At 69.2% G+C, this 26497-nt stretch carries 27 protein-coding genes; 17 read left to right on the forward strand and 10 right to left on the reverse strand.

Annotated features, from left to right (window positions below; genetic code table 11):
* The 3 genes from IEY84_RS25140 to groL all read left to right on the forward strand — a co-directional run bounded on the left by IEY84_RS25140 (position 1) and on the right by groL (position 3177).
* The gene (locus IEY84_RS25140; protein ID WP_229788997.1) at positions 1-564 is read left to right on the forward strand and encodes a GNAT family N-acetyltransferase; all 564 of its coding nucleotides are present in this window, start codon (positions 1-3) and stop codon (positions 562-564) included.
* Between the two features lie 77 nt (positions 565-641).
* Positions 642-1325 (forward strand): hypothetical protein, encoded by a 684-nt coding sequence (locus IEY84_RS25145; RefSeq protein ID WP_183550113.1) that lies wholly within the window; start codon positions 642-644, stop codon positions 1323-1325.
* Between the two features lie 217 nt (positions 1326-1542).
* Positions 1543-3177, forward strand: a complete 1635-nt coding sequence (gene groL / locus IEY84_RS25150) for a chaperonin GroEL (protein WP_183550110.1) — start codon at positions 1543-1545, stop codon at positions 3175-3177.
* 185 nt (positions 3178-3362) lie between these two features.
* On the opposite strand, the gene IEY84_RS25155 is transcribed toward groL, so the two are convergent.
* Both IEY84_RS25155 and IEY84_RS25160 read right to left on the reverse strand, forming a co-directional pair.
* Entirely contained in the window at positions 3363-3926 is a 564-nt protein-coding gene (locus tag IEY84_RS25155; protein WP_183550107.1) for a hypothetical protein, read from the reverse strand.
* Positions 3923-4480: an RNA polymerase sigma factor gene (locus tag IEY84_RS25160; RefSeq protein ID WP_183550104.1), complete on the reverse strand. Its 558-nt coding sequence runs from the start codon at positions 4478-4480 to the stop codon at positions 3923-3925. Before IEY84_RS25160 ends, IEY84_RS25155 begins: the two co-directional genes overlap by 4 nt.
* A gap of 72 nt (positions 4481-4552) precedes the next feature.
* Between IEY84_RS25160 and IEY84_RS25165 the strand changes: the two genes are divergently transcribed.
* From IEY84_RS25165 to IEY84_RS25195, 7 genes are all read left to right on the forward strand, one after another.
* Complete coding sequence (locus IEY84_RS25165; RefSeq protein ID WP_183550101.1) at positions 4553-5599, forward strand: alpha/beta hydrolase family protein; 1047 nt, start codon at positions 4553-4555, stop codon at positions 5597-5599.
* 292 nt (positions 5600-5891) lie between these two features.
* The gene (locus IEY84_RS25170; RefSeq protein ID WP_183550098.1) at positions 5892-6467 is read left to right on the forward strand and encodes a hypothetical protein; all 576 of its coding nucleotides are present in this window, start codon (positions 5892-5894) and stop codon (positions 6465-6467) included.
* 2 nt (positions 6468-6469) lie between these two features.
* On the forward strand, positions 6470-7012 hold the full coding sequence (locus IEY84_RS25175) for a nucleotidyltransferase family protein (RefSeq protein ID WP_183550483.1): 543 nt from the start codon (positions 6470-6472) through the stop codon (positions 7010-7012).
* 216 nt (positions 7013-7228) lie between these two features.
* Positions 7229-8107, forward strand: a complete 879-nt coding sequence (locus IEY84_RS25180; RefSeq protein WP_183550095.1) for an AAA family ATPase — start codon at positions 7229-7231, stop codon at positions 8105-8107.
* A complete protein-coding gene (locus IEY84_RS25185; RefSeq protein ID WP_183550092.1) occupies positions 8104-9216 on the forward strand; it encodes a vWA domain-containing protein in 1113 nt (370 codons plus the stop codon). The genes IEY84_RS25180 and IEY84_RS25185 overlap by 4 nt, the downstream gene beginning before the upstream one ends.
* On the forward strand, positions 9209-10330 hold the full coding sequence (locus IEY84_RS25190; protein ID WP_183550090.1) for an XdhC family protein: 1122 nt from the start codon (positions 9209-9211) through the stop codon (positions 10328-10330). The genes IEY84_RS25185 and IEY84_RS25190 overlap by 8 nt, the downstream gene beginning before the upstream one ends.
* A 35-nt stretch (positions 10331-10365) precedes the next feature.
* Positions 10366-11151 (forward strand): TspO-related membrane protein, encoded by a 786-nt coding sequence (locus IEY84_RS25195; RefSeq protein WP_183550087.1) that lies wholly within the window; start codon positions 10366-10368, stop codon positions 11149-11151.
* A 9-nt stretch (positions 11152-11160) separates the two neighbouring features.
* Here the strand turns inward: IEY84_RS25195 and IEY84_RS25200 are convergent, their stop codons facing one another.
* Positions 11161-11619, reverse strand: coding sequence for a GNAT family N-acetyltransferase (locus tag IEY84_RS25200; RefSeq protein ID WP_183550084.1), 459 nt, complete (start codon positions 11617-11619; stop codon positions 11161-11163).
* 112 nt (positions 11620-11731) lie between these two features.
* Here IEY84_RS25200 and IEY84_RS25205 point away from each other — a divergent pair, with 112 nt between their 5' ends.
* The 7 genes from IEY84_RS25205 (at position 11732) to IEY84_RS25235 (ending at position 20365) form a co-directional block, all read left to right on the forward strand.
* On the forward strand, positions 11732-12958 hold the full coding sequence (locus IEY84_RS25205; protein ID WP_183550081.1) for a helix-turn-helix domain-containing protein: 1227 nt from the start codon (positions 11732-11734) through the stop codon (positions 12956-12958).
* Positions 12959-13077: 119 nt separating this feature from the next.
* Complete coding sequence (locus IEY84_RS25210; protein ID WP_183550079.1) at positions 13078-13557, forward strand: (2Fe-2S)-binding protein; 480 nt, start codon at positions 13078-13080, stop codon at positions 13555-13557.
* Complete coding sequence (locus IEY84_RS25215; protein ID WP_183550076.1) at positions 13554-16031, forward strand: xanthine dehydrogenase family protein molybdopterin-binding subunit; 2478 nt, start codon at positions 13554-13556, stop codon at positions 16029-16031. The genes IEY84_RS25210 and IEY84_RS25215 overlap by 4 nt, the downstream gene beginning before the upstream one ends.
* Positions 16028-16882, forward strand: a complete 855-nt coding sequence (locus tag IEY84_RS25220) for an FAD binding domain-containing protein (RefSeq protein ID WP_183550073.1) — start codon at positions 16028-16030, stop codon at positions 16880-16882. Before IEY84_RS25215 ends, IEY84_RS25220 begins: the two co-directional genes overlap by 4 nt.
* Before the next feature lie 3 nt (positions 16883-16885).
* Positions 16886-17632 carry an SRPBCC family protein gene (locus IEY84_RS25225; protein ID WP_183550069.1) on the forward strand — a complete coding sequence of 249 codons (747 nt, stop codon included), beginning with the start codon at positions 16886-16888 and terminating at the stop codon, positions 17630-17632.
* Positions 17633-17756: 124 nt separating this feature from the next.
* Positions 17757-19250: a flavin-containing monooxygenase gene (locus IEY84_RS25230; RefSeq protein WP_183550067.1), complete on the forward strand. Its 1494-nt coding sequence runs from the start codon at positions 17757-17759 to the stop codon at positions 19248-19250.
* Between the two features lie 146 nt (positions 19251-19396).
* Positions 19397-20365: an AraC family transcriptional regulator gene (locus IEY84_RS25235; RefSeq protein WP_183550064.1), complete on the forward strand. Its 969-nt coding sequence runs from the start codon at positions 19397-19399 to the stop codon at positions 20363-20365.
* 29 nt (positions 20366-20394) lie between these two features.
* Here the strand turns inward: IEY84_RS25235 and IEY84_RS25240 are convergent, their stop codons facing one another.
* The 7 genes from IEY84_RS25240 to IEY84_RS25270 all read right to left on the reverse strand — a co-directional run bounded on the left by IEY84_RS25240 (position 20395) and on the right by IEY84_RS25270 (position 26366).
* On the reverse strand, positions 20395-21129 hold the full coding sequence (locus tag IEY84_RS25240; protein WP_183550061.1) for a tetratricopeptide repeat protein: 735 nt from the start codon (positions 21127-21129) through the stop codon (positions 20395-20397).
* Positions 21126-22028 carry a vWA domain-containing protein gene (locus IEY84_RS25245; protein ID WP_183550058.1) on the reverse strand — a complete coding sequence of 301 codons (903 nt, stop codon included), beginning with the start codon at positions 22026-22028 and terminating at the stop codon, positions 21126-21128. Before IEY84_RS25245 ends, IEY84_RS25240 begins: the two co-directional genes overlap by 4 nt.
* 154 nt (positions 22029-22182) lie before the next feature.
* The gene (locus tag IEY84_RS25250; RefSeq protein WP_183550056.1) at positions 22183-23262 is read right to left on the reverse strand and encodes a VWA domain-containing protein; all 1080 of its coding nucleotides are present in this window, start codon (positions 23260-23262) and stop codon (positions 22183-22185) included.
* Positions 23253-23756 carry a hypothetical protein gene (locus tag IEY84_RS25255; protein ID WP_183550053.1) on the reverse strand — a complete coding sequence of 168 codons (504 nt, stop codon included), beginning with the start codon at positions 23754-23756 and terminating at the stop codon, positions 23253-23255. The genes IEY84_RS25250 and IEY84_RS25255 overlap by 10 nt, the downstream gene beginning before the upstream one ends.
* Complete coding sequence (locus IEY84_RS25260; RefSeq protein ID WP_183550050.1) at positions 23743-24630, reverse strand: DUF58 domain-containing protein; 888 nt, start codon at positions 24628-24630, stop codon at positions 23743-23745. Before IEY84_RS25260 ends, IEY84_RS25255 begins: the two co-directional genes overlap by 14 nt.
* A gap of 25 nt (positions 24631-24655) precedes the next feature.
* A complete protein-coding gene (locus IEY84_RS25265; protein WP_183550047.1) occupies positions 24656-25669 on the reverse strand; it encodes an AAA family ATPase in 1014 nt (337 codons plus the stop codon).
* A gap of 85 nt (positions 25670-25754) precedes the next feature.
* On the reverse strand, positions 25755-26366 hold the full coding sequence (locus IEY84_RS25270) for an alpha-ketoglutarate-dependent dioxygenase AlkB (protein ID WP_183550044.1): 612 nt from the start codon (positions 26364-26366) through the stop codon (positions 25755-25757).
* Positions 26367-26497 lie beyond the last annotated feature (131 nt).

The raw sequence follows: 26497 nt of genomic DNA on the forward strand, positions 1-26497 counted from the left end.
GTGCCTGAGCTGACCTTCCGTGACGCGAACCTCTCCGACGTGGATGCCCTGGTCGGGCTGATCGAGTCGGCCTACCGTGGCGACGCCTCGCGTGCCGGCTGGACCACCGAGGCCGACCTGCTCGCGGGACAGCGCACCGATGTCGAAGGCGTACGCGAGGTGATCACCGCCCCCGGTTCCCGGCTGCTCGTCGCGGAGCAGGCTGATCCTCCCGGGCAGCCCGGGAGGATCGTCGCCTGCTGCCAGCTGCAGAAGCGCGAGGCGTCCGCGCTTCGCACGGTTGCTCCCTCGGTCTATTTCGGCATGTTCTCCGTCTCGCCGCAGCTGCAGGGGGCCGGTGTCGGCAAGGCCGTCATCGCCGAGGCCGAGCAGATCGCGCGCGACTGGGGCGCGGAGGAGATCCGGATGACCGTCATCCGTCAGCGCGAGGACCTGATCGCGTTCTACGAGCGGCGGGGATATCGGCGCACGGGGCGGTTCGAGCCGTTTCCCTACGGTGACGAGCGCTTCGGCCTCCCGCTGCGTGACGACCTGGAGTTCGCCGAGCTCGGGAAGGGCCTCTGATCGACGTTTCGGTCGGGTCCCGGTGAACGCTGCATGATTCGCACGTACATCGCCTAGCCATCTATCGGGGGACACCAATGGCTGAGAATCTTCGTAACCGGTCGTTGATCGGCGCTTTCGCACTCCTCGCCGTCGGCTCGCTGGCCGCCTGCGGCAACGACGACTCCGCCTCGGACGACACCACGCCGAAGCCGGCCGAGTCCGAGACCGCCGAGACCGGCGAGACTGCCGTGGAAGGCGACTTCAAGGCACCCGCCTGGGCCAAGCCGACGTTCGCCACCGGCACCAAGCTGACCACGGTCAAGGCAGGCGACCTCTCCATCGACGTCTACAAGGCCGGCGTCGCCGAGGCGCCCGAGGACGGCATCTTCGTCGACCCGGAGACCAGGAAGCCGGTCATCGCCAAGGGCGACGAGCTGGTGTTCGTCAACTACGTCATCACCAACGAGGGCAGCGGCCCGATCGACCTCGACGAGGTCGATGTCGAGATCGATGCCCGGTGGGACGATTGGCCCTACGTGCAGGACATGGCCGGGGTGAAGGGTGACGAAGAGCTCTACATGGAGTTCAAGATCAACGGCGATGACGATGACGACATGGCCGACTTCGCCGCGTACGACGGGGACGGCCCGATGCCGCTGGCCCCCGGCGAGACCGTGTCGTTCGGCGACAGCTTCGGCTTCGAGAAGGGCCACGACCTGGAGCTCGAGGTCGAGGTCGGCGACGAGGCGCCGGTCGAGACGAGCGTCAGGGTCGACTGATCCGGCCCGTCTCCGCCCCCAATTTTCTTGCACTCTCTGGGGTCGAGTGCTAAACATGAAGCTGGCACTCTTACCATGAGAGTGACAACAACCGGACCGGTGACGTTGAGGCGTCGCGAGCGGCAGGGAAGGGTTCTGCCGGGAGTGGCGTCGTCCGTCGCGGGCAACCCATCGGACCGGATCCAACGAACTTCCCAAGTGAAGGATCGCAGGAGCAATGCCGAAGCTCATCGCTTTCAACGAGGAGGCCCGTCGGGGTCTGGAGAAGGGTCTCAACACCCTCGCCGACGCCGTCAAGGTCACCCTCGGTCCCAAGGGCCGCAACGTCGTGCTCGAGAAGAAGTGGGGTGCCCCCACGATCACCAACGATGGTGTTTCCATCGCCAAGGAGATCGAGCTCGAGGACCCCTACGAGAAGATCGGTGCCGAGCTGGTCAAGGAGGTCGCGAAGAAGACCGACGACGTCGCCGGTGACGGCACGACGACCGCGACCGTTCTCGCCCAGGCGCTCGTCCGCGAGGGCCTGCGCAACGTCGCCGCGGGTGCCAACCCGGCCGGCCTGAAGCGCGGCATCGAGGCGGCCGTCGACGCCGTCTCCGAGCAGCTGCTCGCGCAGGCCAAGGACATCGAGACCAAGGAGCAGATCGCTGCTACCGCCTCGATCTCCGCTGCTGACACCACCGTCGGCGAGATCATCGCCGAGGCGATGGACAAGGTCGGCAAGGAAGGCGTCATCACCGTCGAGGAGTCGAACACCTTCGGGCTCGACCTCGAGCTCACCGAGGGTATGCGCTTCGACAAGGGCTACATCTCGGCCTACTTCGTGACCGACCCGGAGCGTATGGAGACCGTCCTCGACGACCCGTACATCCTGATCGTCAACTCGAAGATCTCCAGCGTCAAGGACCTGATCCCGGTCCTGGAGAAGGTCATGCAGACCGGCAAGCCGCTGGTCATCCTGGCCGAGGACGTCGACGGCGAGGCTCTCTCCACGCTGGTCGTCAACAAGATCAAGGGCACCTTCAAGTCCGTCGCCGTCAAGGCTCCGGGCTTCGGTGACCGCCGCAAGGCCATGCTGCAGGACATCGCCATCCTCACCGGTGGCCAGGTCATCTCCGAGGAGGTCGGCCTCTCCCTGGAGACCGCCGGCATCGAGCTGCTCGGTCAGGCCCGCAAGGTCGTCATCACCAAGGACGAGACCACCATCGTCGAGGGTTCGGGCGACCAGGGTCAGATCGAGGGCCGGGTCAACCAGATCCGCGCCGAGATCGAGAAGTCGGACTCCGACTACGACCGCGAGAAGCTCCAGGAGCGCCTCGCCAAGCTGGCCGGCGGCGTGGCCGTCATCAAGGTCGGCGCGGCCACCGAGGTCGAGCTCAAGGAGCGCAAGCACCGCATCGAGGACGCCGTTCGCAACGCGAAGGCTGCCGTCGAGGAGGGCATCCTCGCCGGTGGTGGTGTGGCGCTGATCCAGGCCGCCGCCGCCGCGTTCGAGAAGCTCGAGCTCGAGGGCGACGAGGCCACCGGTGCCTCGATCGTCAAGGCCGCCATCTCGGCCCCGCTGAAGCAGATCGCCATCAACGCCGGCCTCGAGGGCGGCGTCGTGGCGGAGAAGGTCGCCGGCCTCCCGCAGGGCCACGGCCTCAACGCTGCCACGGGCGAGTACGTCGACCTGCTGGCCGCGGGCATCATCGACCCGGCCAAGGTGACCCGCTCGGCGCTGCAGAACGCCGCGTCGATCGCCGCGCTGTTCCTCACCACCGAGGCCGTCGTGGCCGACAAGCCGGAGAAGGCCGCCGCTGGTGGCGACCCGACCGGTGGCATGGGCGACATGGGCGGCATGGGCTTCTGAGGCGCAAGCCGAAGAAGCGATCAGCACAGCTGAGGCTGTCTCGCTAGAGCATCACGCAGGTGCCCCCGCCAATGGCGGGGGCACCTGTCGTTTTGGTTGCCGCCGGGAGATACGACGGGACGTTCTTGCCCGTTACCAGCGGGTAGACCGACCAGAACGTCCCGTCGTATCGAGAGCTGCGGGTGTCAGGCCGGCAGCCACGAGATCCGCAGGCCGGCCAGGCCGTCGTCGACCGAGCCGGTCGTGGTGAGGTGAAGGACCTGGTTCTCCGGGATCGCTTCACGGTCGAGGCGGAGGGTGAACGCATCCTCGCTCAGTGCGGTCTCGATCTTCGGGGCCGATCCGTCGGGCCGGTCGGCAGACGACTTCTCGCGTAGCTTGATGCCCTGCTCGGACCCGGCCGCCGAGTCGAGCGACCCGCCGTCGACGGTCTGGGAGGCAGCTGGGGCGTAGTCGATCTCGGCGGCGAGCCCGTGCTCACGCAGGGCCTGCTCGAGACCCTTGGCGTCGTCGAGCCGGTAGACCGTCACGACGACATCGTCGCCGGAATCGTCGACGGCGTACGCCGGGGTCGGTCCCGAGACTGCGAGGAGGACCGCGGTCACGGCAGCGGCAGTCGCAGCAGGTACGGCCGCCCAGCGCCATCGGCGAGCCAGGGTGGAACGGACCGGACCGCGGGCGGGACCAGGGGTGCGGGTGGCGACGTGCTCACGCAGCTCGGTGAGCAGGGACTGCTCGAAAGTGTTCATGTTTGGACCTCCAGGGGAGTGAGATGTGACTGGACCCGGGCGCGGCTGCGGTGCAGCCGGACCCGCGCGGTGCCCGGCTTCACCCCCAGCACGGCGGCGGCCTCGGTCACGGAGAGCCCGTCGACCGCGACCAGCTCTATCAGCGCTCGGTCGCGACGCGGCAAGGATTCCAAGGCGTCGTAGAGCCTGCGGGACTCACGGGCCGAGTCGATCCGGGACTCGATCGCTGCCAGCGAGTCCGGGTCGAGGAGGCGGCGGCCGGCTATGCGGCGTACGGCTTCCATGTCCTTCTTCTGGCGGCGGAACTCGGCCGCCACCACGTTGCGGGCGACGCCGGTGAGCCAGGCGGCGGGTCTGCCGCGGTCGGCTCGGTAGGAGGGTGCGGCGTCGATCGCGGCGAGGAACACCTCGGCGGTCAGGTCCGCGGCCAGGTGCGGGTCCGCCACCCGTCTGGCCACGAACCTCTGAACGAGGTCGAGGTGCTCGCGATAGAACGTCTCGAACGCGTCGGTGTCCGTGCCGATCCGTCCGACGTCCGTTTCTGGTCTGCCCATGTCTCCTCTTGGACCCTGGCGCCTTCGACGTTACAGACCTGCGGTCGGGCGTGCCGGACTACGCTCGTGGGCATGGGTCTGAAGGACGGGCTCGCGGTGCTGGTCGCCGCCTCTCTTCTTGCCGCCTGCGGCGGTGAGCCCGCCGCTGCGCCGTCGTCTCGTGAAGTGGCGCCGTCGAGCTCGGCGACACCCTCCGCACCGTCCGCGAGCCCGTCGGAGACGCTGCCGCCGGTGACCGACAAGGTCTCGCTCCCGCAGCTGATGCGGGAGGACTTCCCAGGTGGTCGGGTGAAGATGCTGCGGGAGTCGGGGAGCACGGACGCCTACCGTCGCTTCGAGATCAGCTACCCGAGCGGCCCGCTGACGATCACCGGGGTGCTCTTCCGGCCGCGTGGCGCGGGGCCGTTCCCCGGGGTGGTCTTCGCCCACGGGCACATCGACCTCGACATCTACGTCACTGGTCAGGGGCTCCGACGTGAGCAGGACCGGCTGGCGCGGGAAGGCTATGTCGTTCTGCACACCGACTACCGCGGCCACGCCGGCTCTTCTAGCCCGAAAAATTGGCAGAGTCCGGAGGGGACCGAGGAGGACGAGAGCCGGCTCGGCTACACCCGGGACACCATCAACGCCGTCCAGGCCATGAAGAGACTCCCGTACGTCGACCCCGACCGCACCGCGCTGCTCGGCCGTTCCATGGGCGGGGGAGTGGTGATGAACGCGCTCGTCGCCCAGCCGGATCTGGTGCGGGCCGGGGTGACGTACGCATCGGTCTCCTCCGACATCGTCGACAACATCAACCGGTGGGCGGTGCCGTCGCGGCCTGATGAGGTGGTCCGGCTCTACCGGCAGCACGGCGATCCTGAGACGGAGCCGGAGTTCTGGGAGGGGCTGTCGGCGCGGACGTACTTCGACCGGATCGAGGTCCCGCTCCAGATGCACCACGGGACCGATGACGAGTCCTGCCCGATCCGGTGGGCCTACACGACCCGGGATCTGCTGGAGACTGCGGGCGTACGTCAGCGCTTGTGGGTCTACCGAGGTGAGCAGCACGCCTTCGGGCCGCAGTGGGACCTCTCGATCCGCCGGGTCGTCGGGTTCCTGGACCGGCATCTGGCATGACCTGACCGGGCGTCGAGAATGGGACAAGAGGTCCATCCATCTGGGGACTTTCGACACTGTCTCGACAACAGGTCGGTAACGCAACATTGGTGCTCCACACACAGTGGCCGACTGCGGGGAAGCGTCTGGATCTGGGGGGCTTTGAAGCCCAAGGAATATCCGGGTGAAGTTCTGCAGCGGCGGGCGGGGTCAGGGCTCACGAAGTCAGGGCCCCGCCTGCGTGTGTGCCAACCTGTTGCGCGGGTCATCCGGGTCCCCGGACGGCACCCAGCGATGAGGCATGATGTTGGGCATGAGCGACGACGTCGGAGCGAACACCGGGATGAAGTCGCCGCGGTCACCGTGGCGCTGGGTGGCGGCCGTCGGAGCCGCTGCGGTCGTGCTCGTCGCGATCGTCGCCTCGTTCGGGCTCCTGGGCTCCGACGACACCGGCGAAGACCCTGCTGCTGCACCTCCTTCACCGACCGCGACGGTCACCGAGACCGCGCCGGTCCCGTCTGGGTCCGCTTCTGCCGGAGGGCCGGCGGCGACCGAGCTGACCGTCGTCGCGGACGCCGCCCGCTGCATCCCGCCGACGTCGAAGTGGCTCTCCCAGAACGCCGCGCTGGCCTTCGAGGGCACCGTGGAGAGCATGACGAAGGACGAAGCCGTGCTGCGGGTGAAGACGTGGATGTACGCCGACGGTTTCGGTGGCACCGACACCGTCCGGGTCGTCCTGCCGGCCCCGAGCACGATCCCGATGCCCGAGTTCGAGAAGGGCAAGGACTACCTGGTCGCAGCCAAGGGCGATGCCAAGGTCATCGGCTGTGGCTACAGCGACGTCAAGAGCGCGAAGCTGCAGAAGCTCTACACCGCCGCGTTCAAGTGACGATGGTCGCCGGCCTGCTCCTGGCCGCCGGCGCGGGTCGGCGGATGGGCATGCCCAAGGCGCTGGTCGACGACTGGCTGGTGCGGTCGATCGCAGTGCTGCGCGAGGGCGGCTGTGACGACGTGGTCGTGGTGCTGGGGGCGTCCGCCGAGGAGGCTCGGGAGCGGCTTGCGGCCGATCAGCGGGTCATCGTCGCTGAGGGCTGGGACGAGGGGATGGGGGTCTCGCTGCGGGCCGGTCTGGATTCGCTCGAGGCCGACGTCGAGGCTGCCGTGGTTCATCTGGTCGATCTTCCGGATGTCGGGGCTGATGTGGTGCGCCGGGTGATCCTGACGAGCTCGACCACCGAGGCGGCCGAAGAGCTGGCCCGGGCGGCGTACGACGGGGTCCCAGGGCATCCTGTGCTGATCGGCCGCGCCCACTGGGCGGGGGTCGTCGAGGCGGCCGTCGGCGACCAAGGCGCCCGGGGCTACCTGAAGACCCGCGACGTACGCCTGGTCGAGTGCGGCGACCTCGCCGGCGGCGACGACGTCGACCGCCGGTGAAGGAATGTTCGTTCGGCGGATTCCGGTGAAGGAATGTTCGTTCGGCGGAATCCGGTGAAGGAATGTTCGTTCGGTCGATTCCGGTGAAGGAATGTTCGTTCGGTCGATTCCGGTGAAGGAACGTTCGTTCGGCCCATCCCGGTGAACGAACGTTCGTTCACCCCGCATCGGGCCGTCCCAACCCGCAGCCAACGCTCCGCGTTCTACGCTCAGGACATGGACCTGACGCCCCGGGAGATCGCTGAGCGCCTGGCGGCGACCGGATACCTGGCCGATCCGGAGCTGGCGACCGTGACGTTTCTCGGGCTGAAGATGCAGCGGCCGCTGCTGCTCGAGGGTGAGCCCGGGACCGGGAAGACCGCGCTCGCGGAGGCCGTCGCCGAGGCGCTCGACCTGCCGTTGGTGAGGCTGCAGTGCTACGAGGGGATCGACGCCACCCAGGCGCTCTACGACTGGGACTTCGCCCGCCAGATCCTCCATCTGCGCGCCCTCGAGGCGTCCGGCAGCGCGGGCGAGGTCGAGGAGGCCGAGAAGTCCCTCTACGACGAGCGGTTCCTGCTCGCCCGACCTGTGCTGGCCGCGCTGCGACAGGCGCCGTCGGTGCTGCTCGTCGACGAGATCGACCGGGCCGACGACGAGTTCGAGGCGTTCCTGCTGGAGGTGCTGTCCACCTATCGGGTGACGATCCCGGAGTTCGGGACGGTGGCGGCCGTGGTCCCGCCGATCGTCGTGCTCACCTCCAACCGCACCCGCGAGCTCCACGACGCGCTCAAGCGCCGCTGCCTCTACCACTGGATCGACCACCCGGGGCTGGAGCGCGAGATCGAGATCGTACGCAGCCGGGCCCCCGAGGTCGCCGACGAGCTCGCCCGCCAGGTCGTCACCGTGGTCCAGCAGCTGCGCAGTGCCGAGGGCGCGAGCGCACTGCTCAAGCCGCCGGGAGTCGCCGAGACGCTCGACTGGGCGCGCGCCCTGCACCACCTCGGCTCGATCGAGATGGACCTGGAGGCCGCCGCGGCCACCCTCGGCGCGCTCGTGAAGCATCGCGAGGACGCTGACCGCGTCCGGGCCGCCCTGGACCGGCTGCTGACGTGACTGCACACGACGGGCCGGAGATCCTGCTCGGCTTCACCCGCGCGCTCAGAGCGGCAGGCGTGCCGGTGACCCAGGACCGCGCCCACGGATTCCTGGAGGCGACCGCGATCGTCGGTGCGGGCGATCCGATCGCGACCTACACCGCGGGACGAGCGACGTTGTGCGCCGGCCCGGACGACCTGCAGCGCTACGACCAGGTCTTCGAGGCCTGGTTCGGGTCGACGGTGACGCTGCCGAAGCCGCAGGGGCCGCCGCGTACGGTCTCGGTCTTCTCCGCCCTGCCCGAGACCGAGCCGCAGCCGAGGGAGGGCGAGGACGAGGGTGCCGGCGACGTCGTCCGGGCCCAGGCCAGCGACATCGAGACCCTGCGTCACCGCGACGTCGCCGACCTCAACCCGATCGAGCAGGAGCGGGTGGCCGCACTGATCGCGCGGCTCCGACCGCGGACCCCGCGGAGAAGGACCCCGCGGCAGGATCCCTGGCGGCGAGGGCGCGTCGATGCCCACCGGACTCTGCGCGCCAGCCTGCGACACCTCGGCGAACCGGCCAGGATCCACTACCGCAGGCGCGGCGAGCGGCCGCGCCGCGTCGTGTGGCTGATCGACGTGTCCGGGTCGATGAGCTCCTATGCGGACGTCTTGCTGCGAGTCGCCCACCGGGTGGTCTCGACGAGCTCTACCACGAGGGGTGGCGCGGTGTTCACGATGGGGACCCGGCTCACCGACGTCACCCGCGCGCTGCGCCACCGCGACCCCGACCGCGCACTCGTCGCGGCCGGCGAGACGGTGCCCGACTGGTCGGGCGGGACCAGGCTCGGTGACGACCTGCAGGCGTTCCTGCGGCGACACCAGGGGCTGGCCAGGGGCGCGGTGGTGATCATCGCGAGCGATGGCTGGGAGCGCGGTGACCCGACGCTGCTCGAGGAGCAGACGGCGAGGCTGCATCGTCTCGCTCATCGGGTGGTGTGGGCCAACCCACACCGTGGCAAGGTTGGATATGAACCGCTGCAGCGAGGCATCGTCGCGGTGCTGCCGCACGTGGACGACTTCGTCGCCGGACATTCGCTGGCGACGTACGAGGAGCTGGTGGAGGTGATCGCGCGTGCGTGACGTACTCGACGATCTGATGAAGTGGTGGGAATCCGGCGAGACCGTGGCCGTGGCCACCGTGGTGGCGACGTTCCAGTCAGCCCCGAGGCCGCCGGGCGCCTCGATGCTCGTCGGCCCCGACGAGACCGCGGTCGGCTCGGTCTCGGGCGGATGCGTGGAGGGCGCCGTCTACGAGGTCGCCCGCGAGGTGGCCGCCACCGGCGCCCCTGAGCTCAACCGCTACGGCGTCTCCGACGACGACGCCTTCTCCGTCGGCCTGACCTGCGGCGGGATCCTGGACGTCTTCGTCGAGAAGGTGTCGAAGGGGACCTTCCCCGAGCTCGGCGAGCTCGCCGAGGACGTACGCAGCGGCAGCCCGATCGCCCTGGCCACCGTCATCGAGCACCCCGACCCCGAGATCCTCGGGCGCCGCGTCCTCATCCGCCCCGAGGGGGTCAAGGGGTCGCTGGGAAGCTCCCGGATGGACGACGCCGTCCACGACGACGCGCTGGGGCTCTTGGCCCACGGCACCAACCAGACCCTGAGCTATGGCATCGATGGTGAGCGCCGCGGCGAAGGCATGCGGGTCTTCGTCTGGTCCTTCGCGCCCAAGCCCAGGATGCTCGTCTTCGGCGCGATCGACTTCGCCGCCGCCGTCGCCCGCGTCGGTGCGTTCCTCGGCTATCACGTCACCGTCTGCGACGCCCGCCCGGTCTTCGCCACCAACTCGCGCTTCCCCGAGGCCGACGAGGTCGTCGTCGACTGGCCCCACCGCTTCCTGAACCAGGAGGTCGAGGCCGGACGCATCGACCAGCGCACCGTGATCGCCGTCCTCACCCACGACCCGAAGTTCGACGTACCTCTGCTCGAGGTCGCCCTCCGCCTCCCCGACATCGCCTACGTCGGCGCGATGGGCTCTCGTCGCACCCACGACGACCGCCTCGCCCGCTTGCGCGAGGCCGGCCTCACCGACGAGGAGATCGCCCGGCTGAGCAGCCCCATCGGTCTCGACCTCGGCGCCCGTACGCCGGAGGAGACCGCCATCTCCATCGCCGCCGAGATCATCGCCGGCCGCTGGGGCGGCTCCGGCGAGCGCCTGGCCGCCACCACCGGACGAATCCACGAAGACCGCTAGGCAAAATCCGCGATCTCCTTTGTTACGGTCGAAGCGTGAAGAGAACCTGGCAGATCGGCAATGTTCTCGCGCTCATCTTTGCGCTTGTGGCCAACGTCCTGACCGGTGCACAGATTCTCGATCTGCCACCGATCGGCGAGATATCGGACAGATACGCCACCTATCTGACCCCGGCCGGATACGCGTTCTCGATCTGGACTCTCATCTATCTGCTGCTGGTCGTCTTCGCTGTCTATCAGGCGAGGGATCTCCGTGACCCGCGCGATGACAACGACACCCCACAGCTGCTCGGGCCGCTGTTCGTCATCGCCAGCATCTGCAACGGGCTGTGGACCTTCGTCTTCGTGAACGAATGGATCGGGCTCTCCGTCGTCATCCTGCTGCTCCTCACCGCATCGCTCTATGCCGCGCTGTGGCGCCTCGGCGTAGGCACGACCCGGCCGTCCACAAGGGACTTCCTCATGGTCTGGCTGCCACTGATGCTCTACACGGGCTGGGTGACCGCGGCGAGCATCGTCAACATCGCGACCTACCTCGACTCGAGGGAGGTGACGGTCGGCCCGCTGGCCTCGATCGTGGTGATCGCGGTGCTCACCGTCGCTCTGCTGACGCTTCTGTTCAAGCGCAACCTGCGAGAGCTGCTGATCTCCTGCGCCTGGGCGCTGGCCGCGGTCGGTCTCCGCCAGATTCAGCTCTCGCAGAGCACGTCGGTGGCGATCGTGGCGCTGGTCTGCGCCGGAATCCTGATCCTGGCGATGCTCTTCCACGCGGTTGCTCGCGGACTGTCGTACGACGGCCGCACCGAAAGCGCTCCGGCCTGAGCAGGAGCTCTACAGCTCCTTCTCGTAGCAGAGCGCCCGCGGCCCGGAGCCGCGGCCCTCGTGGTTGTCGAAGCCGAACTTCTCGTACAGTGCGCGGGCCGAGGTGTCGTCCTCGCTCGTCCCCAGATCCATGTACGTCACGCCACGAGCCTTCGCCTCGTCGATGATCGCCTGCAGCAGGATGGTGCCGAGTCCGTGCCCGCGGCGGTCGGGCACGATGTAGAGCTCGGCGAGATAGGCCTCGAGCTCGTCGGCCGTGGTCTGCAGGCGGAAGCGGGTGATGCCGTGGCCGACCGCAGGGTCGCCGATCAGCATCACGGTCGTGTCGCCGCTCTCGACCAGACGGCTCAGATGCCGAGCGAGCTCGTCGGCGGAGGGGGCGGGGTAGTCGTACTCGAGGTTGAAGTCGACCTGCAGCCTGGCGGCGGTCTCGAAGTCGGGTGTGGTGGTGGCCGTGCGCGTCTCCATGCACCTAACTGTGGCACCGCCGAGCGGGTACCACCGAGGGGATCGTGAGGCACATCACAGGGTGCTACCTTGGCAGGACCCAGCCTCAGGGCCGAGCTCCAAAGGGGGAGTGATGGTTCGCAGCGATCTGCAGGAGCGTCATATCAGCGCGGCGCGGGCGTGGACCGCCTTCGTGGAGAGCGGCGATGCCGCTGAAGACTTCGTCCGGCCGGAGATCCTGTCGAGCTGGACCCGCTCCGCGACGGCCATCCGGCCCGACGTGCGCGAGGCGCCGCTGGCAGACGAGGACGAGACCCGGGAGATGTGGCGCGACTCCCCGCTCCAGGTCGCGGTCGAGCGGGTCGAGGAGGAGTTGCGGTGCACCGCCGACGACGGTGATCTGGTCATCGCGGTCACCGACCCGGACACCCGGGTGCTGTGGACGTACGGCGGCCGGGTGATGCGCCACAAGGCCGAGTCGGTGAACTTCGTGCCCGGAGGGCGCTGGGACGACCAGTCGGCCGGCACCAACGCGCTCGACCTCGCCAACCGCACCGACGCCCCGGCCATGGTCTTCGGCCCCGAGCACTACGCCGAGGCCGTGCACAACTGGGTCTGCTGGGCTGCGCCGCTGCACGACCCGGCCACCGGCAAGCACCTCGGCGTCCTCGACCTCTCCACCACGTGGGACCGCACCCACCCGATCGGTCTGGCCACCGCCCGGGTGATGGCGCGGCTGATCGAGGGAGCGCTGCCGAAGATGCCGACCCAGCGAGGCGGTGACGAGGCGATCGAGCAGCCCGGCCTGGTGCTCACGCTGCTCGGCACCGCCGAGACCTGGCTCGACGGCAAGCGGCTGCTGCTCAACCGCCGCCAGACCGAGATCCTCGCGCTGCTCGCGCTCCATCCCGAGGGTCTCTCCCTGGAGCGGCTGCACGCGATGGTCTACGGCGACCAGGCGGTCACCTTCTCGACGCTCAAGGCCGAGGTCTCCCACCTGCGCCACGCGCTCGGCGGCCAGGTCGCGTCGAGGCCCTACCGTCTGCTGATGCCGGTCGCGACCGACGTCGAGCAGGTCCTCACCCTGGTCCGCCGCGGCCGGGTGGCCGCCGCGGTCGAGGCGTACGGCGGTGATCTCCTGCCCGGCACCAACAGCCCGGCGCTGACCGAGATGGCGGAGTACGTCGCGGTCGCGCTGCGCGAGGCGCTGATCGCCGATCCGCAGCCCGACGCGGTGCTGCGCTACAGCGAGCTGGCTCCGTACGACACCGAGATCGTCGACGTCTGTCTGCGCCGTCTGGGCGGCAGCCCCCACCCGGCGTTGCCGCTGCTCAGGGCCCGGTTGGCGGCCAGCCGGTAGTCAGCCAACCGGCGCCCAACCCTGCGCGTCCTACTGTGACCTGGCCCACACGGTTTTCGACTCGAACAGCTCGACTCGAACAGCTCGACTAGAACAGTGACGTCTGGCAGGGAGACAACATGGCCCGGATCAGCATGCGCGTCGACGGTATGAAGGTCACCGACGACGTCGAACCGCGGACGCTGCTCGTGCAGTATCTGCGCGAAGGACTCGGCAAGACCGGCACGGTGATCGGTTGCGACACCAGCAACTGCGGCGCCTGCACGGTCCATCTCGACGGCGACTCGGTGAAGTCGTGCAACGTGCTCGCGGTCCAGGCCGACGGGTGCGAGGTGACCACGATCGAGGGCCTCGCCGACACGGTCGAGAGCGACCTGCACCCTGTCCAGGAGGCGTTCCGTGAGTGCCACGGGCTCCAGTGCGGGTTCTGTACGCCAGGCATGATCATGCAGTCCGTCGACCTGCTCAAGCGCAACCCTCAGCCCAGCGAGGACGAGATCCGCGAGGGGATCGAGGGCAACCTGTGCCGCTGCACGGGCTACCACAACATCGTCCGGGCGGTTCAGCACGCCGCCGGCACGGAGGTGAACGCGCTGTGACCGCCGTAGACGCCCGCCCGGAGCAGGCCACCGAGATCGGCCGCGACCGGCGCCGCAAGGAGGACGCGCGCCTGATCACCGGTCGGACCCGCTGGACCGACAACATCAACCTGCCCGGGATGCTGCACCTGGCGATGGTGCGCAGCCCCTTCGCCCACGCCCGGATCACCGGCATCGACACCAGCGCCGCGGAGGAATCCGAGGGCGTCGTGACGGTGCTGGCCGCCAAGGACTTCGACGAGAGCCTCGGCGTCTGCATCAACGCCTGGCCGATCACGCCCGACCAGAAGACGCCGGCCCACCCGCCGGTCGCCGTCGACCGGGTCACCTTCGCCGGTGAGATCGTGGCGGTCGTGGCCGCGCGGTCCGCGGCAGCGGCACGCGACGCCGCCGAGATGGTCGAGGTCGACTACGAGGAGCTCCCCGCGGTCGTTTCCCTCGAGGAGGCGGTCAAGGACGAGGTGCTCGCCCACCCCGACCTCGGCACCAACAAGTCCGCCCTGTGGGTCTTCGACAGCGCCCAGGCCGGCACCGGCGGCAACGTCGACGAGGCCATCGCCTCCGCGAAGAGCGACGGCATCGTCATCGAGCGGACCTACCGCCAGCAGCGCCTGATCCCGGCCTTCATGGAGCCCCGCAGCGTGGTCTGCGACCCGACCGGTGAGCAGATCACCGTGTGGAGCGCCACCCAGATCCCGCACATCCTGCGATTCGCGTTCGCCGCGACCACGGGCGTGCCCGAGTCGAAGATCCGGGTGATCGCGCCCGACGTCGGCGGCGGCTTCGGAGGCAAGCTCCAGCAGACGCCGGAGGAGATGATCGTCTTCGCGATCGCCCGCCGGCTCGGCAAGCCGGTGAAGTACACCGAGACCCGCTCGGAGTCTCTTCTCGCCGCTCACCATGGCCGCGACCAGATCCAGAAGCTGACTCTCTCGGCCACCAGGGACGGTCAGGTCACCGGCCTCAAGGTCGAGCTCGACGCCAACCTGGGTGCGTACGTCGCCATCGTCGGCGGCGGTGTCCCGGTCCTCGGCGCGTTCATGTTCAACGCGATCTACAAGTTCCCGGCCTACCAGTTCAACTGCCAGACGGTCTTCACCAACACCACCTGGACCGACGCCTACCGCGGCGCGGGGCGGCCGGAGGCGACGTACGCCATCGAGCGGCTGATGGACGAGCTGGCCGCCGAGGTCGGGGTCGACCCGCTCGAGATCCGGGAGAAGAACTGGATCACGCACGAGGAGTTCCCGTTCACGACCATCGCCGGTCTGACCTACGACTCCGGGAACTACGAGGCCGCGACCGCCAATGCGAAGGAGATGTTCGGCTACGACGAGCTCCGCGCCGAGCAGCAGCAGCGGCGCGCCGACAACGACCCGGTCCAGCTCGGCATCGGCATCTCCACCTTCACCGAGATGTGCGGCCTGGCACCGTCCCGGGTCCTCGGCAGCCTCGACTACGGCGCCGGCGGGTGGGAGCACGCCCAGGTGCGCCTGACGCCGACCGGCAAGGTCGAGGTCATCACCGGGGCCAGCGCGCACGGTCAGGGACACGAGACCGCGTTCAGCCAGATCGTGGCGGACCGCCTCGGCGTGGCCTTCGAGGACGTCGAGGTGCTCCACGGCGACACCCAGATCGCTGCCAAGGGCTATGACACCTACGGGTCCAGGTCGCTGGTCGTGGGTGGAGAGGCGCTGGTGCGGGCCGCCGACAAGGTGCTCGAGAAGGCCAAGCCGATCGCGGCCCACCTGCTCGAGGCGAGCGTCGACGACATGGAGTTCACCGGCGGCAGGTGGACGGTGCGCGGCACCGACCAGGGCATGTCCATCGGCGAGCTGTCCACGGCGGTCTTCGCCGCGCACAACCTGCCCGACGGCGTCGAGGCCAACCTCGACTCCGAGGCCACCTTCGACCCGGAGAACTTCAACTTCCCGCACGGGACCCACCTGTGCGCGATGGAGGTCGACACCGAGACCGGGCAGGTGAAGATGCGGAAGTACGTCTGCTGCGACGACATCGGCAACATCATCAACCCGCTCATCGTCGCAGGTCAGGTGCACGGTGGCCTGGTCCAGGGCATCGCTCAGGCGCTGTGGGAGGACGCGGTCTACGACGACGCCGGGACCCTGGTGTCGGGCTCGTTCGTGGACTACCTGCTGCCGACGGCCGCCGACACGATCAGCTTCGACATCGACCACACCACCTCGCCCGCGACCACCAACACGCTCGGCACCAAGGGCGTTGGCGAGGCCGGCACGATCGCCTCCACCCCGGCGGTGGTCAACGCCATCGTCGACGCGTTGCGACCGTTGGGTGTCCACGACGTCACCATGCCCTGCACGCCCGAACGGGTCTGGCGGGCGATCAACGAGGGCTCGGCCGGTGGCGAGACCACCGGCGCGGCCGCAGCACACTTCGATCCGTCGACGGGCATGTCCGGGAACGTCGACCGCACGGAAGGAGACGTCCAGTGATTCCCGCATCGTTCGACTACGTCGCCCCGACGACGGTCGAGGAGGCGCTGGCCGCCCTCGCGCAGTACGGCGACGAGGCCAAGATCATCGCCGGCGGACAGAGCCTGCTGCCGGTGCTGCGGATGCGCCTCAACGCTCCCGAGTGGGTGATCGACCTCGGTCGCATCGACTCCCTCAAGGGGGTCCGCGACGAGGGGGACTCGATCCTCGTCGGCGCCATGACGCGCCACTGCGACGTCGCGACCGATCCTCTGGTCGCCGAGCACGCGGCGCTGGTCGCGCGTGCCACGGCGACGGTCGCCGACGAGCAGGTCCGCCACCGCGGCACGTTCGGTGGCGCGCTCGCCCACGCCGACCCGGCGGGCGACCTCGGAGCGCCGGCGCTTGCCCTGGACGCCGAGTTCGTCATCGCCGGGCCGGCCGGGGAGCGGGTCGTCCCGGGTGCGGAGTTCTTCCAGGGGCTCTTCGAGACGGCCGTCTCCGAGGACGAGCTGCTCATCGGCGTACGCATCCCGAAGCACACCGGATGGACGGCCCACTACGAGAAGTTCGTCCGGGTCGCCCACCAGTGGCCGATCTGCGCGGTCGGGGCGACCCTCAAGGTCTCCGGCGGCGTGATCGAGGGCGCGGCGATCGGTCTCACCAACATGGGCTCGACCCCGTTGCGTGCCGCCGGCGTCGAGCAGGCGCTGGTCGGGCAGCACGCCACCGAGGAGGTCGTACGCAGCGCCGCGGCCCTGGCCGCGGACGGCGCCGACCCGCCCTCCGACCTCAACGGCGACGCCGACTACCGGCGCCACCTGGTCACGGTGCTCACCCGGCGGGCCATCACCAAGGCGCTCGGGGGCTGAGGCGTGGACCTGACGCACCAGTTCACGGTTCCGACCTCGGTCGAGGAGACCTGGGACACCTTCTTGGACATCGGCTCCATGGCCGAGTGCTTCCCGGGAGCCCAGGTCACCTCGGCCGAGGGGGACACCTTCACCGGCACGGTGAAGGTGAAGCTCGGCCCGATCGCCATGGTCTACGCCGGCTCCGGCACCTTCGTCGAGAAGGACGAGGCCGCCCGGCGCCTGGTCGTCGAGGCCAAGGGGCGCGACAAGCGCGGCAACGGCACCGCCGGCGCCAACGCCACCTTGACGATGGCTTCGGAAGGCACCGGGACGAAGGTCGAGATCGTCACCGACCTCGCCGTCACCGGCAAGCCGGCCCAGTTCGGGCGCGGGGTCATGCAGGACGTCTCCGACAAGCTCCTCGGCCAGTTCGTCGCGTGCTTGGAGCAGAAGTCCGCCCCGGCTGCCCCACTGGTCGAGCCTGCTGCCCCGTCGGTCGAGCCCGGCGAGCGCCAGCGAGCCGGTGTCGAGACCAACACAGTCCCATCGAGCGCCGGAGGGCACCGTGTTGGTCTCGACACGGATTCGTTCGTACCTCACGAATCCGGCTCGACCAGCGGGGGCGGCTCGACCAGCGGGGCGCCCGAGGCGCTCGACCTGGGTGCGACGGTGATGCCGGTGCTGGTCAAGAACTACGGCAAGAAGATCGCCGTCGGTGTCGCCGTGGTGGCCGCGGCGGTCATCGCCTACAAGCTGCTGCGCGGCTGAGGCGGACCCGACAAGGAACCCGTCGCGCAAACCGGATACCAGCCGCGCGACGTGGATAGCGGGTGCCCGGCGACCTCTCTAGCGTTTCCACCACGCAGACCCCACTGCGAGAGGAAACCGAAAAGTGAAGATCGCGGTCATCGGTGCCGGGTTCGCAGGCATTGCCTCGGCCAAGGTGCTCACTGAGCTCGGTCATGACGTCACCGTCTACGAGAAGGCGCCGGACGTCGGCGGCGTCTGGAGCGGGACCCGTCGTTACCCGGGCTTGACGACGCAGAACAACAAGGACTCCTACACGCTCTCGGACCTGAGGATGCCCAAGGTCTTTCCCGAGTGGCTCCGCGGCGAGCAGGTCCAGTGCTATCTCGAGATGTACGTCGAGAAGTTCGAGCTCGCTCCGATGATCAGGCTCGAGACCGAGGTGCGGAAGGCCCAGCCGGCTGGAGGGGGCGGCTGGGCCATCACCTCGGGGTCGAGCGCCACGGAGGGGACCGACGGCGAGACGACCGAGCACTGCGACCACCTGATCGTGGCCAGCGGTGTCTTCTCGGAGCCGTTCGCCCCAGCGTACGACGGGGTCGACGACCTCGAGGCCGCCGGCGGCAGGATCCTCGCCGCGAGCGAGCTCCACGACCTGGAGACCGTCAAGGGCAAGGACGTCGTGGTCGTCGGCTACGGGAAATCGGCCTGTGACGTCGCCGTCGAGATCGCCAAGGAGGCGGCCTCGACCACCGTGGTCGCACGGCAGCTGCTGTGGAAGATGCCCCGCAAGATCAAGGGCGTCCTCAACTACAAGATGCTGCTGCTGACCCGCCTGGGGGAGGCCTTGTTCCCCTACCAGAGCATCCGCGGGGCCGAGAAGGTCCTGCACGCGGGCGGCTCGAAGGTCGCCGGCTCGATGGTCGGCAGCGTCGAGTCGGTCACCAGCGGCCAGCTCAAGCTGAAGAAGCTCGGCCTGCTGCCGAAGGGCCAGTTCACCGACATCGCTCGCTCGACGGTCTCGCTGGCCACCGAGGGCTTCTTCGAGGGCGTCGAGGCCGGTGACATCGTCGTCGAGCGCGACACCGAGATCGCCGCGTTCGTGAGCAAGGACGGCAAGGCGTACGCCGAGCTGGCCAACGGTCGGGCGCTGCCCGCCGACATCGTGGTGACCGCGACCGGCTTCAAGCAGGAGCTCCCGTTCTTCCCGGAGGAGATCCAGGCGCAGCTCACCGACGACAACGGCGACTACCAGCTCTACCGTCAGATCCTCCCGCTGACCGTGAAGGACCTGACCTTCGCCGGCTACAACTCCTCGTTCTTCTCGCCGCTGTCGGCCGAGATGAGCGCCGTCTGGATCGGCTCCTACCTGGGCGGCGGCCACGAGGTCCCGCCGGTGGAGGAGATGGCGGCGCAAGTGGCCTCGCGGGTCGCCTGGTTGCGGGAGCGCACCGACGGCCACCACGCTCGCGGCACCAACATCATCCCGTTCTCCATGCACAACATCGACGAGGTCCTCAGCGACGTCGGACTCGATGTCAGCAAGCGGACCAAGGCAGCACAGTGGCTGCTGCCGATCGACCCGAAGGCGTACGCCTCCATCACGCCCCGGCTCGTCGAGAAGCTGGCGACGCACTAGTTCGGACGAGATGCCGGTGTTCATGGGTGGGACCGGCATCTCGTTCACCCTGGGACCTTTGGCCGTGATTGCGGCGAGAGCCGGGGCGGGCGGCATCTGCTCCGCTACGCTCTTCGGTCAATCGAGCCACGCGCCAGGAGCCCCCATTGCCCCGTCCCCTGCTGGGCCGTCACACCGTCGTCGCCACCACCGACGTGGACCAGGCCAGAGAAGCCGTAGCCGAACGATTCTGCGCCCACTATCTGGCGCTGACCAAGGCCGGGTCCCATCTCGACATGGTCCACAACGCCGCGCCGCTGGGTGAGGACGTGATGCTCAACTACATGCGCTACGGCGACGAGGTGCGCATCACTCCGGGCACCTTCGAGGACTTCTACCTGATCCAGCTCCCGATCGCAGGTACCGCCAAGGTCAAGGTGGGTGAGCAGGTCGTCCTCGCCGACCGCACCCGCGCCTCGATCGGCTCGCCGACCGAACCGGTCGACATGCTCTGGTCCGACGGCTGCGAGAAACTGCAGGTCTATATCCGGCGAAGTGCCGTCGAGGAGGCCGCCGCGGGCATCGGCGGATCCGGTCCGGTGGTCTTCGACCCGACGCTGGACCTGGCTCGCCCCGAGGTGCGTGACTGGCTGAAGATGGTCCGGCTGGCCTACGACAACGTCGAGGCCGGCGGCTCGCTGATGAGCTCGCCGCTGGTCGCCGCTCCCTACGAGCAGGCGCTCATCGGTGGGCTGCTCACCGTGCAGGCCAACACCTCGCTGGGGCTCGCCTCCGTGACCGCCTCACCCAGTGTCTCCCGGGCCGTACGCATGGCCGTGGACCTTCTCGAGGCCCACCCGGAGCGCCCCTGGAAGGTCGCCGAGCTGGCCCAGCAGGTCGGCGTCTCCACCCGCACGCTGCAGGAGGGGTTCCAGCGCGACCTCGACACCACTCCGCTGGAGTACTGGCGGCGGACCCGGCTGGATCGTGCCCACTCCGACCTGCTCACCGCCGACGCGAGTGCGACCTCGGTCACCGAGATCGCCGCCCGGTGGGGGTTCTTCCACCTCGGCCGGTTCTCCCAGGCGTACCGGGCGCAGTTCCAGGAGCTCCCGTCCCAGACCCTCATGCGCTGACCGTCACCACTGGTCGTCACCACTGGTCGTCACCACTGGGGCTCGTCGCTGAACCCGCCGTAGTCGTCGAGGTCGGCGTCGTCGCGACGGTACTTCTCGCCGTCGCCGTTGCGCTGGTCGAGCTTGTCTTCCTTCTTGTCACCGTTCGGTGGCGGCTCGGGCGGGTCGTCCTGGTTGTCGGGCTTGATCGGCGTCTTCGGGGTCAGCTTCTCCTTCAGCCGCTCCTCGACGGACTCGCCCTGCTGGGACTGCTCGGGGCCCTGGCCGGCATCGGTGGGGCAGTCGCCCTCCTTCAGCGTGGCCAGCGCCTCCTCGTACGCGGCCTTCGCGCCGGGCTGGTCGCCGGCGTCGCGGGCGCGGTCGCCGATCGCCTCCTGGGTCAGCGACATGTTGATGCGTACGGTGCACTCGTGCTTCTCGGGCACCCGCTCCAGCGCGTCGCCGTAATAGGCGACCGCGCGGGCGTTCTCACCGAGCAGGAAGGCCGCGTTGCCGGCGTCGAAGTGGGCGATCCACGGCTGCAGGAAGTTGAGCTCGCGGTTGGCCGAGTAGTGCTCCATCGCGGTCGCGGCGTCGCGTACGTCCCAGGCGTCACGGCCGGCTCGGTCGTGGTGGCCCATCAGGATCACCTTCAGCAGGAATGCCAGCCCGATCACCACCGGCAGGATCCCCGCCAGCAGCAGTGCACGTCGCACCTGCTCGCGAGGGGTCCGCTCCGGGCCCCGCGGCGCGACGGGATCAAGCGGTGTCTCGGTGAGGGTCATGCCAGCACCTCCTCGGCCTCGTGTCCGCGGCGACGGTGGCCCCACAGCTCCCACAGCAAGAGTGCCAGCAGCGGGAAGCCGAAGATCCAGGCCCGGGAGACATCACCTCCGGCGGAGGTCTTCTCGGTGAGCATCTCGGAGTCCCAGGTGGAGGCCTCGGTGGTGATCTCCTTGGTCTCCTTCGTCGTCCGGTGAACCGTCTGAAGGCCCATCTGACCTGCGATCTCGCGGAGGTTCGCGAGGTCGATCCGGGAGCGAGCGTCCTGGCCCTCGCCGTCCTTGAGGTAGCCGTCCTGAGGACGCTCGTCGTCCCAGGGCATCCGGCCGCCCTCCTCGGTGCCGTAGCCGAGGACCATGCCGCCCGCCGAGAGGTCGTCGACCTCGGAGAACGACTGCTGGTCGACGCCCGTTCGGGTGTTCTCACCGTCCGAGGCGAAGACAACGATCCGGCGCCGTTCGGGGAAGCGCTCCTGGTCGCGCTCGAGCGTCTCGACGAGCTCCTCGCGCGGAGCGTCGACCATCGAGCCGGAGCCGTCGAAGGCACGCTCGGCGTAGAGCCCGTCGACCCAGGCGTCGAAGGCGGTGGTGTCGTAGGTGAACGGCATCTCGGTGCGTACGACCTCCCCACCGAAGGTGATCGCCCCGAAGCGCACCGAGGGCAGCGCCGCCGAGAGCGCCTTGAGGTCCTTCTTGAGCTGCGTCATCCGGGCCTCGCCGCCGGGGCCGTCCTCGGCGACCATCGACCGCGTCCGGTCGACCACGACGAGCACATCGAGATCAGCCGTACGCATCTCCGCCGGCGCTGCGCCCCAGCTCGGTCGCACCAGGACGACGACGGTGAGGATCACGATCAGCACGCGGCGTACGAGCGTCAGGATCTGCCATCCGAGAGTGCTCACGGCGCCGCCTCCTCGGATGCTGACCGAGTTACCTCGGTGTGGCCGCACTTCCTTCGTGGAACTCCGCCAAGGAAGCGACCGTTCACCGAGTTACCTCGGTGAACATTCCGCCGCGCGCTCACCGAGATACCTCGGTCAACATCTCGCCGGGCGCTCACCGGACCACCTCGTTCGGCGGTCGAGCCTGGCGCGGAGACGGGGCCGCCGCTGGTGTCGACCGGGACGACGAGCCCGGCGACAGCCGCCCGGAGCGGACCAGGGCGTAGACCCACCCGGCGATCAACATGAGGACCCCGACGACGATCGTCGCGATCGGCCAGCCGGGAGCGTCGCGGACCTGATACTTCGGCGGCTCGACGACCTCGTCGGCAGAGAGCCGGTCGATGCCGGCCAGGATGGAGTCGATGGAGCCGTCGTCGCCGAGCAGCGAGAAGGTGCCGCCGGTGTCGGTCATCGCCTTGTCGAAGGTGGCGCGCTTGTCCTCGTGGAAGCTGAGGTCGGCGGAGCCGATGCCGTAGAGCTGGACGTCGCGCTCCTTGGCGAACTCGGTGGCTTCGGGCAGCGTGTAGACCGGCGGGCCGCCCTGGGGGTCGTTGTCGGAGGCCACGATGACCGCTCGGCCGCGTTCGGAGTTGGACAGGTCGAAGCGCTTGACGCAGGAGACGATGCCATCGCTGATCAAGGAGGCGCGCTCCTTGCCGAGGTAGGTGCCGGCGACGTACTCCTGGTCGCCGAGGGCGAAGGCGCGGCCGGCCCGCGCGAGCTCGTCCTGCACCCAGCCGTAGTCGTCGGTGAGCGGGAAGACCGTGACGGCGGCGTCGCTCCACAGGACCAGGCTGACTCGTTCGCCGTCGAGGCCGTCGACGAGCTGGGAGTAGGCCTGGGTGACCTGAGTGTCCTCATCGAACATCGAGGTCGAGGCGTCCAGGCAGAGCACGATGTCGCGGGTGGAGTAGCGGTTCTGGGTGATGTCGGTGGTCTGCGGCCGCGCGATCAGCCAGATGCACCCGATGACCGCCAGCGCGATCCCCGCGGTCTGCCACCAGGACAGCCAGCGCTGCTGGGTCGCGAGCTCACGGAACCGGGGGAGTCGTCTCAGCCTGGCGGTGTGGGCGACGAGCACGGCGTCGGCCGGGCGGCGATGCACCCGGGCGGCGAGGACGACGATCGCCGCAACCACGACGAGGGTGATGACCAGCACGATCGCGCCGACGACAGGCCACTTCAGGTCCATGTGGTCACCACCTGACGGGCCCGGTCCAGCGCCTCTGGGAAACGCTCGGCCGCCTTGCCCTCCTCCTCGGAGGCGAAGGCGGGCGGGTACATCACCTCGACCGCCATCGCCAGCGGGCGGGTGCGGGGGTCGCTGCGTACGGTCGCCTTCAGGTCGGCGAGGACCATCTTGTCCGCCGGGATCTGGCTGACCTCGGCGACGTAGTCGCGCACCGTGCGGCTCAGATGCTGGTGGCCGACTCGGGCCGGGACGTCGCCACGGTGCACCGACCGCTCGATCCGGTCGATCTCGGCCAGGTGCTCGGCACGCAGATCGCGGGGCTCGGGAACCCAGGGCACCTCGACCTCGACCACCGGTCGGCGCTCGCGGGTCAGCAGGATGACCGCGAGGTAGTAGAGCGCCACCGCGGCGAGCAGCGCGAGCGCGAGCACCAGCCACCAGCCGGAGTGGGCGATGGGCTGCTGGAACTCCTCTGGGACGCTACCGCCGCGCATGCCGGTGCCTCTCCAGGAGGTGGAAGACCGCGCTGATGGCGGTGGCGTCGTCCTGGACCCGCTGGTAGGCGATGCCCAGGCGGTCCAGCGTGCCGCGCAGGCCGTGCTCCTCGGCGGCGGCCAGCTCGGCGTACTGCGCCTGGAGGACAGCGTCGCCGCTGAGCCAACCCGGCAGCGCGGAGGTGGTGTCGATGTCGACCGTCGGGCCGCCACCGGCCACGGCTGTGGTGGGGTCGAGGTCGTCGATGCCGGCGACCAGGACCTCGTGCTGGACGGTGAGGCGGCGCAGGACCGCGGCCATCTCGTCACTGACCGAGTGCTCGTCGGTGACGACGAGCAGGATCGCCCGGCGGCGTACGTTGGTGGCGACGTGGCGCAGGACGGCGACGATGTCGGCTTCGGCGGCATCCGGGGTGATCGCCTCGTGGGCCTGCCCCAGCGCCCGCTCGAGCGCGACCTCGGTGTCGGCGGGCTTGGTGAGCTTCTGGCTCGCCGAGTCGCCGTAGGCGACCGCGACCTTGTCGCCGTGGCGAACGCCCAGCCAGCCGACCAGGCCGGCGGTGAAGACGGCGATCTCGCGCTTGGTCGTGGTGCCGGTCGCCTGCGCCGCCATGCTCCGGCCCGTGGAGATCGCCAGCAGCACCAGATGCTGGCGCTCGGCGGTGAACCGCTTGACCAGCAGGCTCCGGGAACGGGCCGTCGCCTTCCAGTCGATGTCCTTGACGTCGTCGCCGGGGACGTATTCCCTCAGGTCGTGGAAGTCCATGCTGCGCCCGGTCTGGACGCTGGCGTACTCCCCGTCGAGCAGGCCCAGGACCTTGCGGTGGGCATGGATCATCAGCCGAGTGCGGATCCGGGGGAGGTACGTCGCCATGTCGTCTGTGTCAGATCTCGGGCGGTCAGGGGCTGGGGACAGCCCGGACCAGCGCGTCGACCAGCATCTCGGGCTGGACCTTCTCGGCCAGTGCCTCGAAGCTGAGGTGGAGCCGGTGGCGCAGGATGCTGTGGCGCAGCTCGCGCACGTCCTCGGGGGTGACGTAGGAACGGCCGAGCAGCAGCGCTGCCGCTCGCGATGCCTGCAGGAACGCGATCGAGGCACGCGGGGAGGCGCCGATCTCGACGTAGGAGCCGGTCTCCGGGCCGAGCAGCTGCGAGGCGTTGCGGGTGGCCTGGACGAGGGCGACGATGTAGCGCTTGATCGCCGGGTCGACGTAGACGCGCTTGGTGAGCTCCTGGAGCCAGATCACGTCATCGGGGTCGGCGACGGGGCGGGTCACCTCGTGGTCGGGGCCGAGCGTGCCGGCCTCGATCCGCTCCAGGACGACGAGCTCCTCGGCGTCGCTGGGGTAGTTGACGATCTCCTTGAGCAGGAACCGGTCCATCTGCGCGTGAGGGAGGACGTACGTCCCCTCCTCCTCGATCGGGTTCTGCGTGGCGAGCACCATGAACGGGCGCGGCAGCGGATGGATGTGGCCCGCGATCGACGTCTGGCGCTCCTGCATCGCCTCGAGCATGGCGCTCTGCGTCTTGGCGGAGCTTCTGTTGATCTCGTCCAGCAGCACGAAGTTGGCGTGCACCGGGCCGAGCTGGGTCTCGAACTCGTGGTTGCGCTGGTCGTAGACCTGGGTGCCGATGATGTCGCTCGGCAGCAGGTCGGGGGTGCACTGGATCCTGGAGAACTTCGCCTCGACGGTCTGCGACAGCGTCGCCGCGGCCAACGTCTTGGCGAGCCCAGGGACGCTCTCGAGCAGGACGTGGCCCTCGGAGAGCAGCGCGATCAGCAGCGCTGTCCTGAGCCGCTCCTGGCCGACCACGCGGCTGCTGAAGGCGGTGCTGACCCGCCCGACGATCTCCTTCGCCCTGGCGATCTCCTCCGCGGACGGCGGGGCGAGGGGCGGTGCGGTGGTAGTCAAGGCGGCTCCAGAGGCGTCGGCTGTCAGTCCCATCCTTTCCTACCAGCGTACGGATCGCATCTGGGGCCTACCTAAGAGCCGCCTCTCAGAAGACGTTGCGGGGCCGGAACTGCACCGAGATCCGGGGGCCGGCGGAGGAGACCTTGGGGATGGCGTGCTCCCAGGTGCGCTGGCAGGAGCCGCCCATGACCACGAGGTCGCCGTGGCCCATCTCGACGCTCATCCCCTTGCCGCCGCCGGTGGGTCGCAACGCCAGGCGGCGGGGGTCGCCGACGGAGACGATGGCGACCATCGTGTCGGCGGTGCGGCCCCGGCCGATCCTGTCGCCGTGCCAGGCGACCGAGTCGTGGCCGTTGCGGTAGTAGCAGCAGCCTGCCGTCACGAACGGCTCGCCCAGCTCGGGCAGGTAATGGGCGGTGAGGCGGCCGCGGGCCTCGGCGAGCCGCGGATGGGGGAGCGGGTCGCCCTGCCCGTAGGTGTGCAGGAGCCGCGGCACGTCGACGACGCGGTCATACATCTGGCGCCGCTCCTCACGCCATGGGACATCGCTGACCAGCGCCGCGAAGACAGCGTCGGGATCGGGCAGCCAGGCGCGAGCGATGTCCACCCAGGCGCCGCGGTCCAGCTGGATCCGCTCGTAGGTCGTCTCGGTGGTCTCGTCGTCGGTGGGGGCGAAGAGGGTTCCCTGGAAGTCCACCCTTGAAGCATACCTCGTGATCGAACACTTGTTCTAGTGAAAATCAGTCGTCGAGTTTCGTTGCACTGTCATCTCCCAGGACATCGGTGACAGTTCTGCATCAAGACATCGGTGACACGTCTGGTGGTCTT

The sequence above is a fragment of the Nocardioides albus genome, from assembly GCF_014648255.1.
Lineage (GTDB): Bacteria > Actinomycetota > Actinomycetes > Propionibacteriales > Nocardioidaceae > Nocardioides > Nocardioides albus.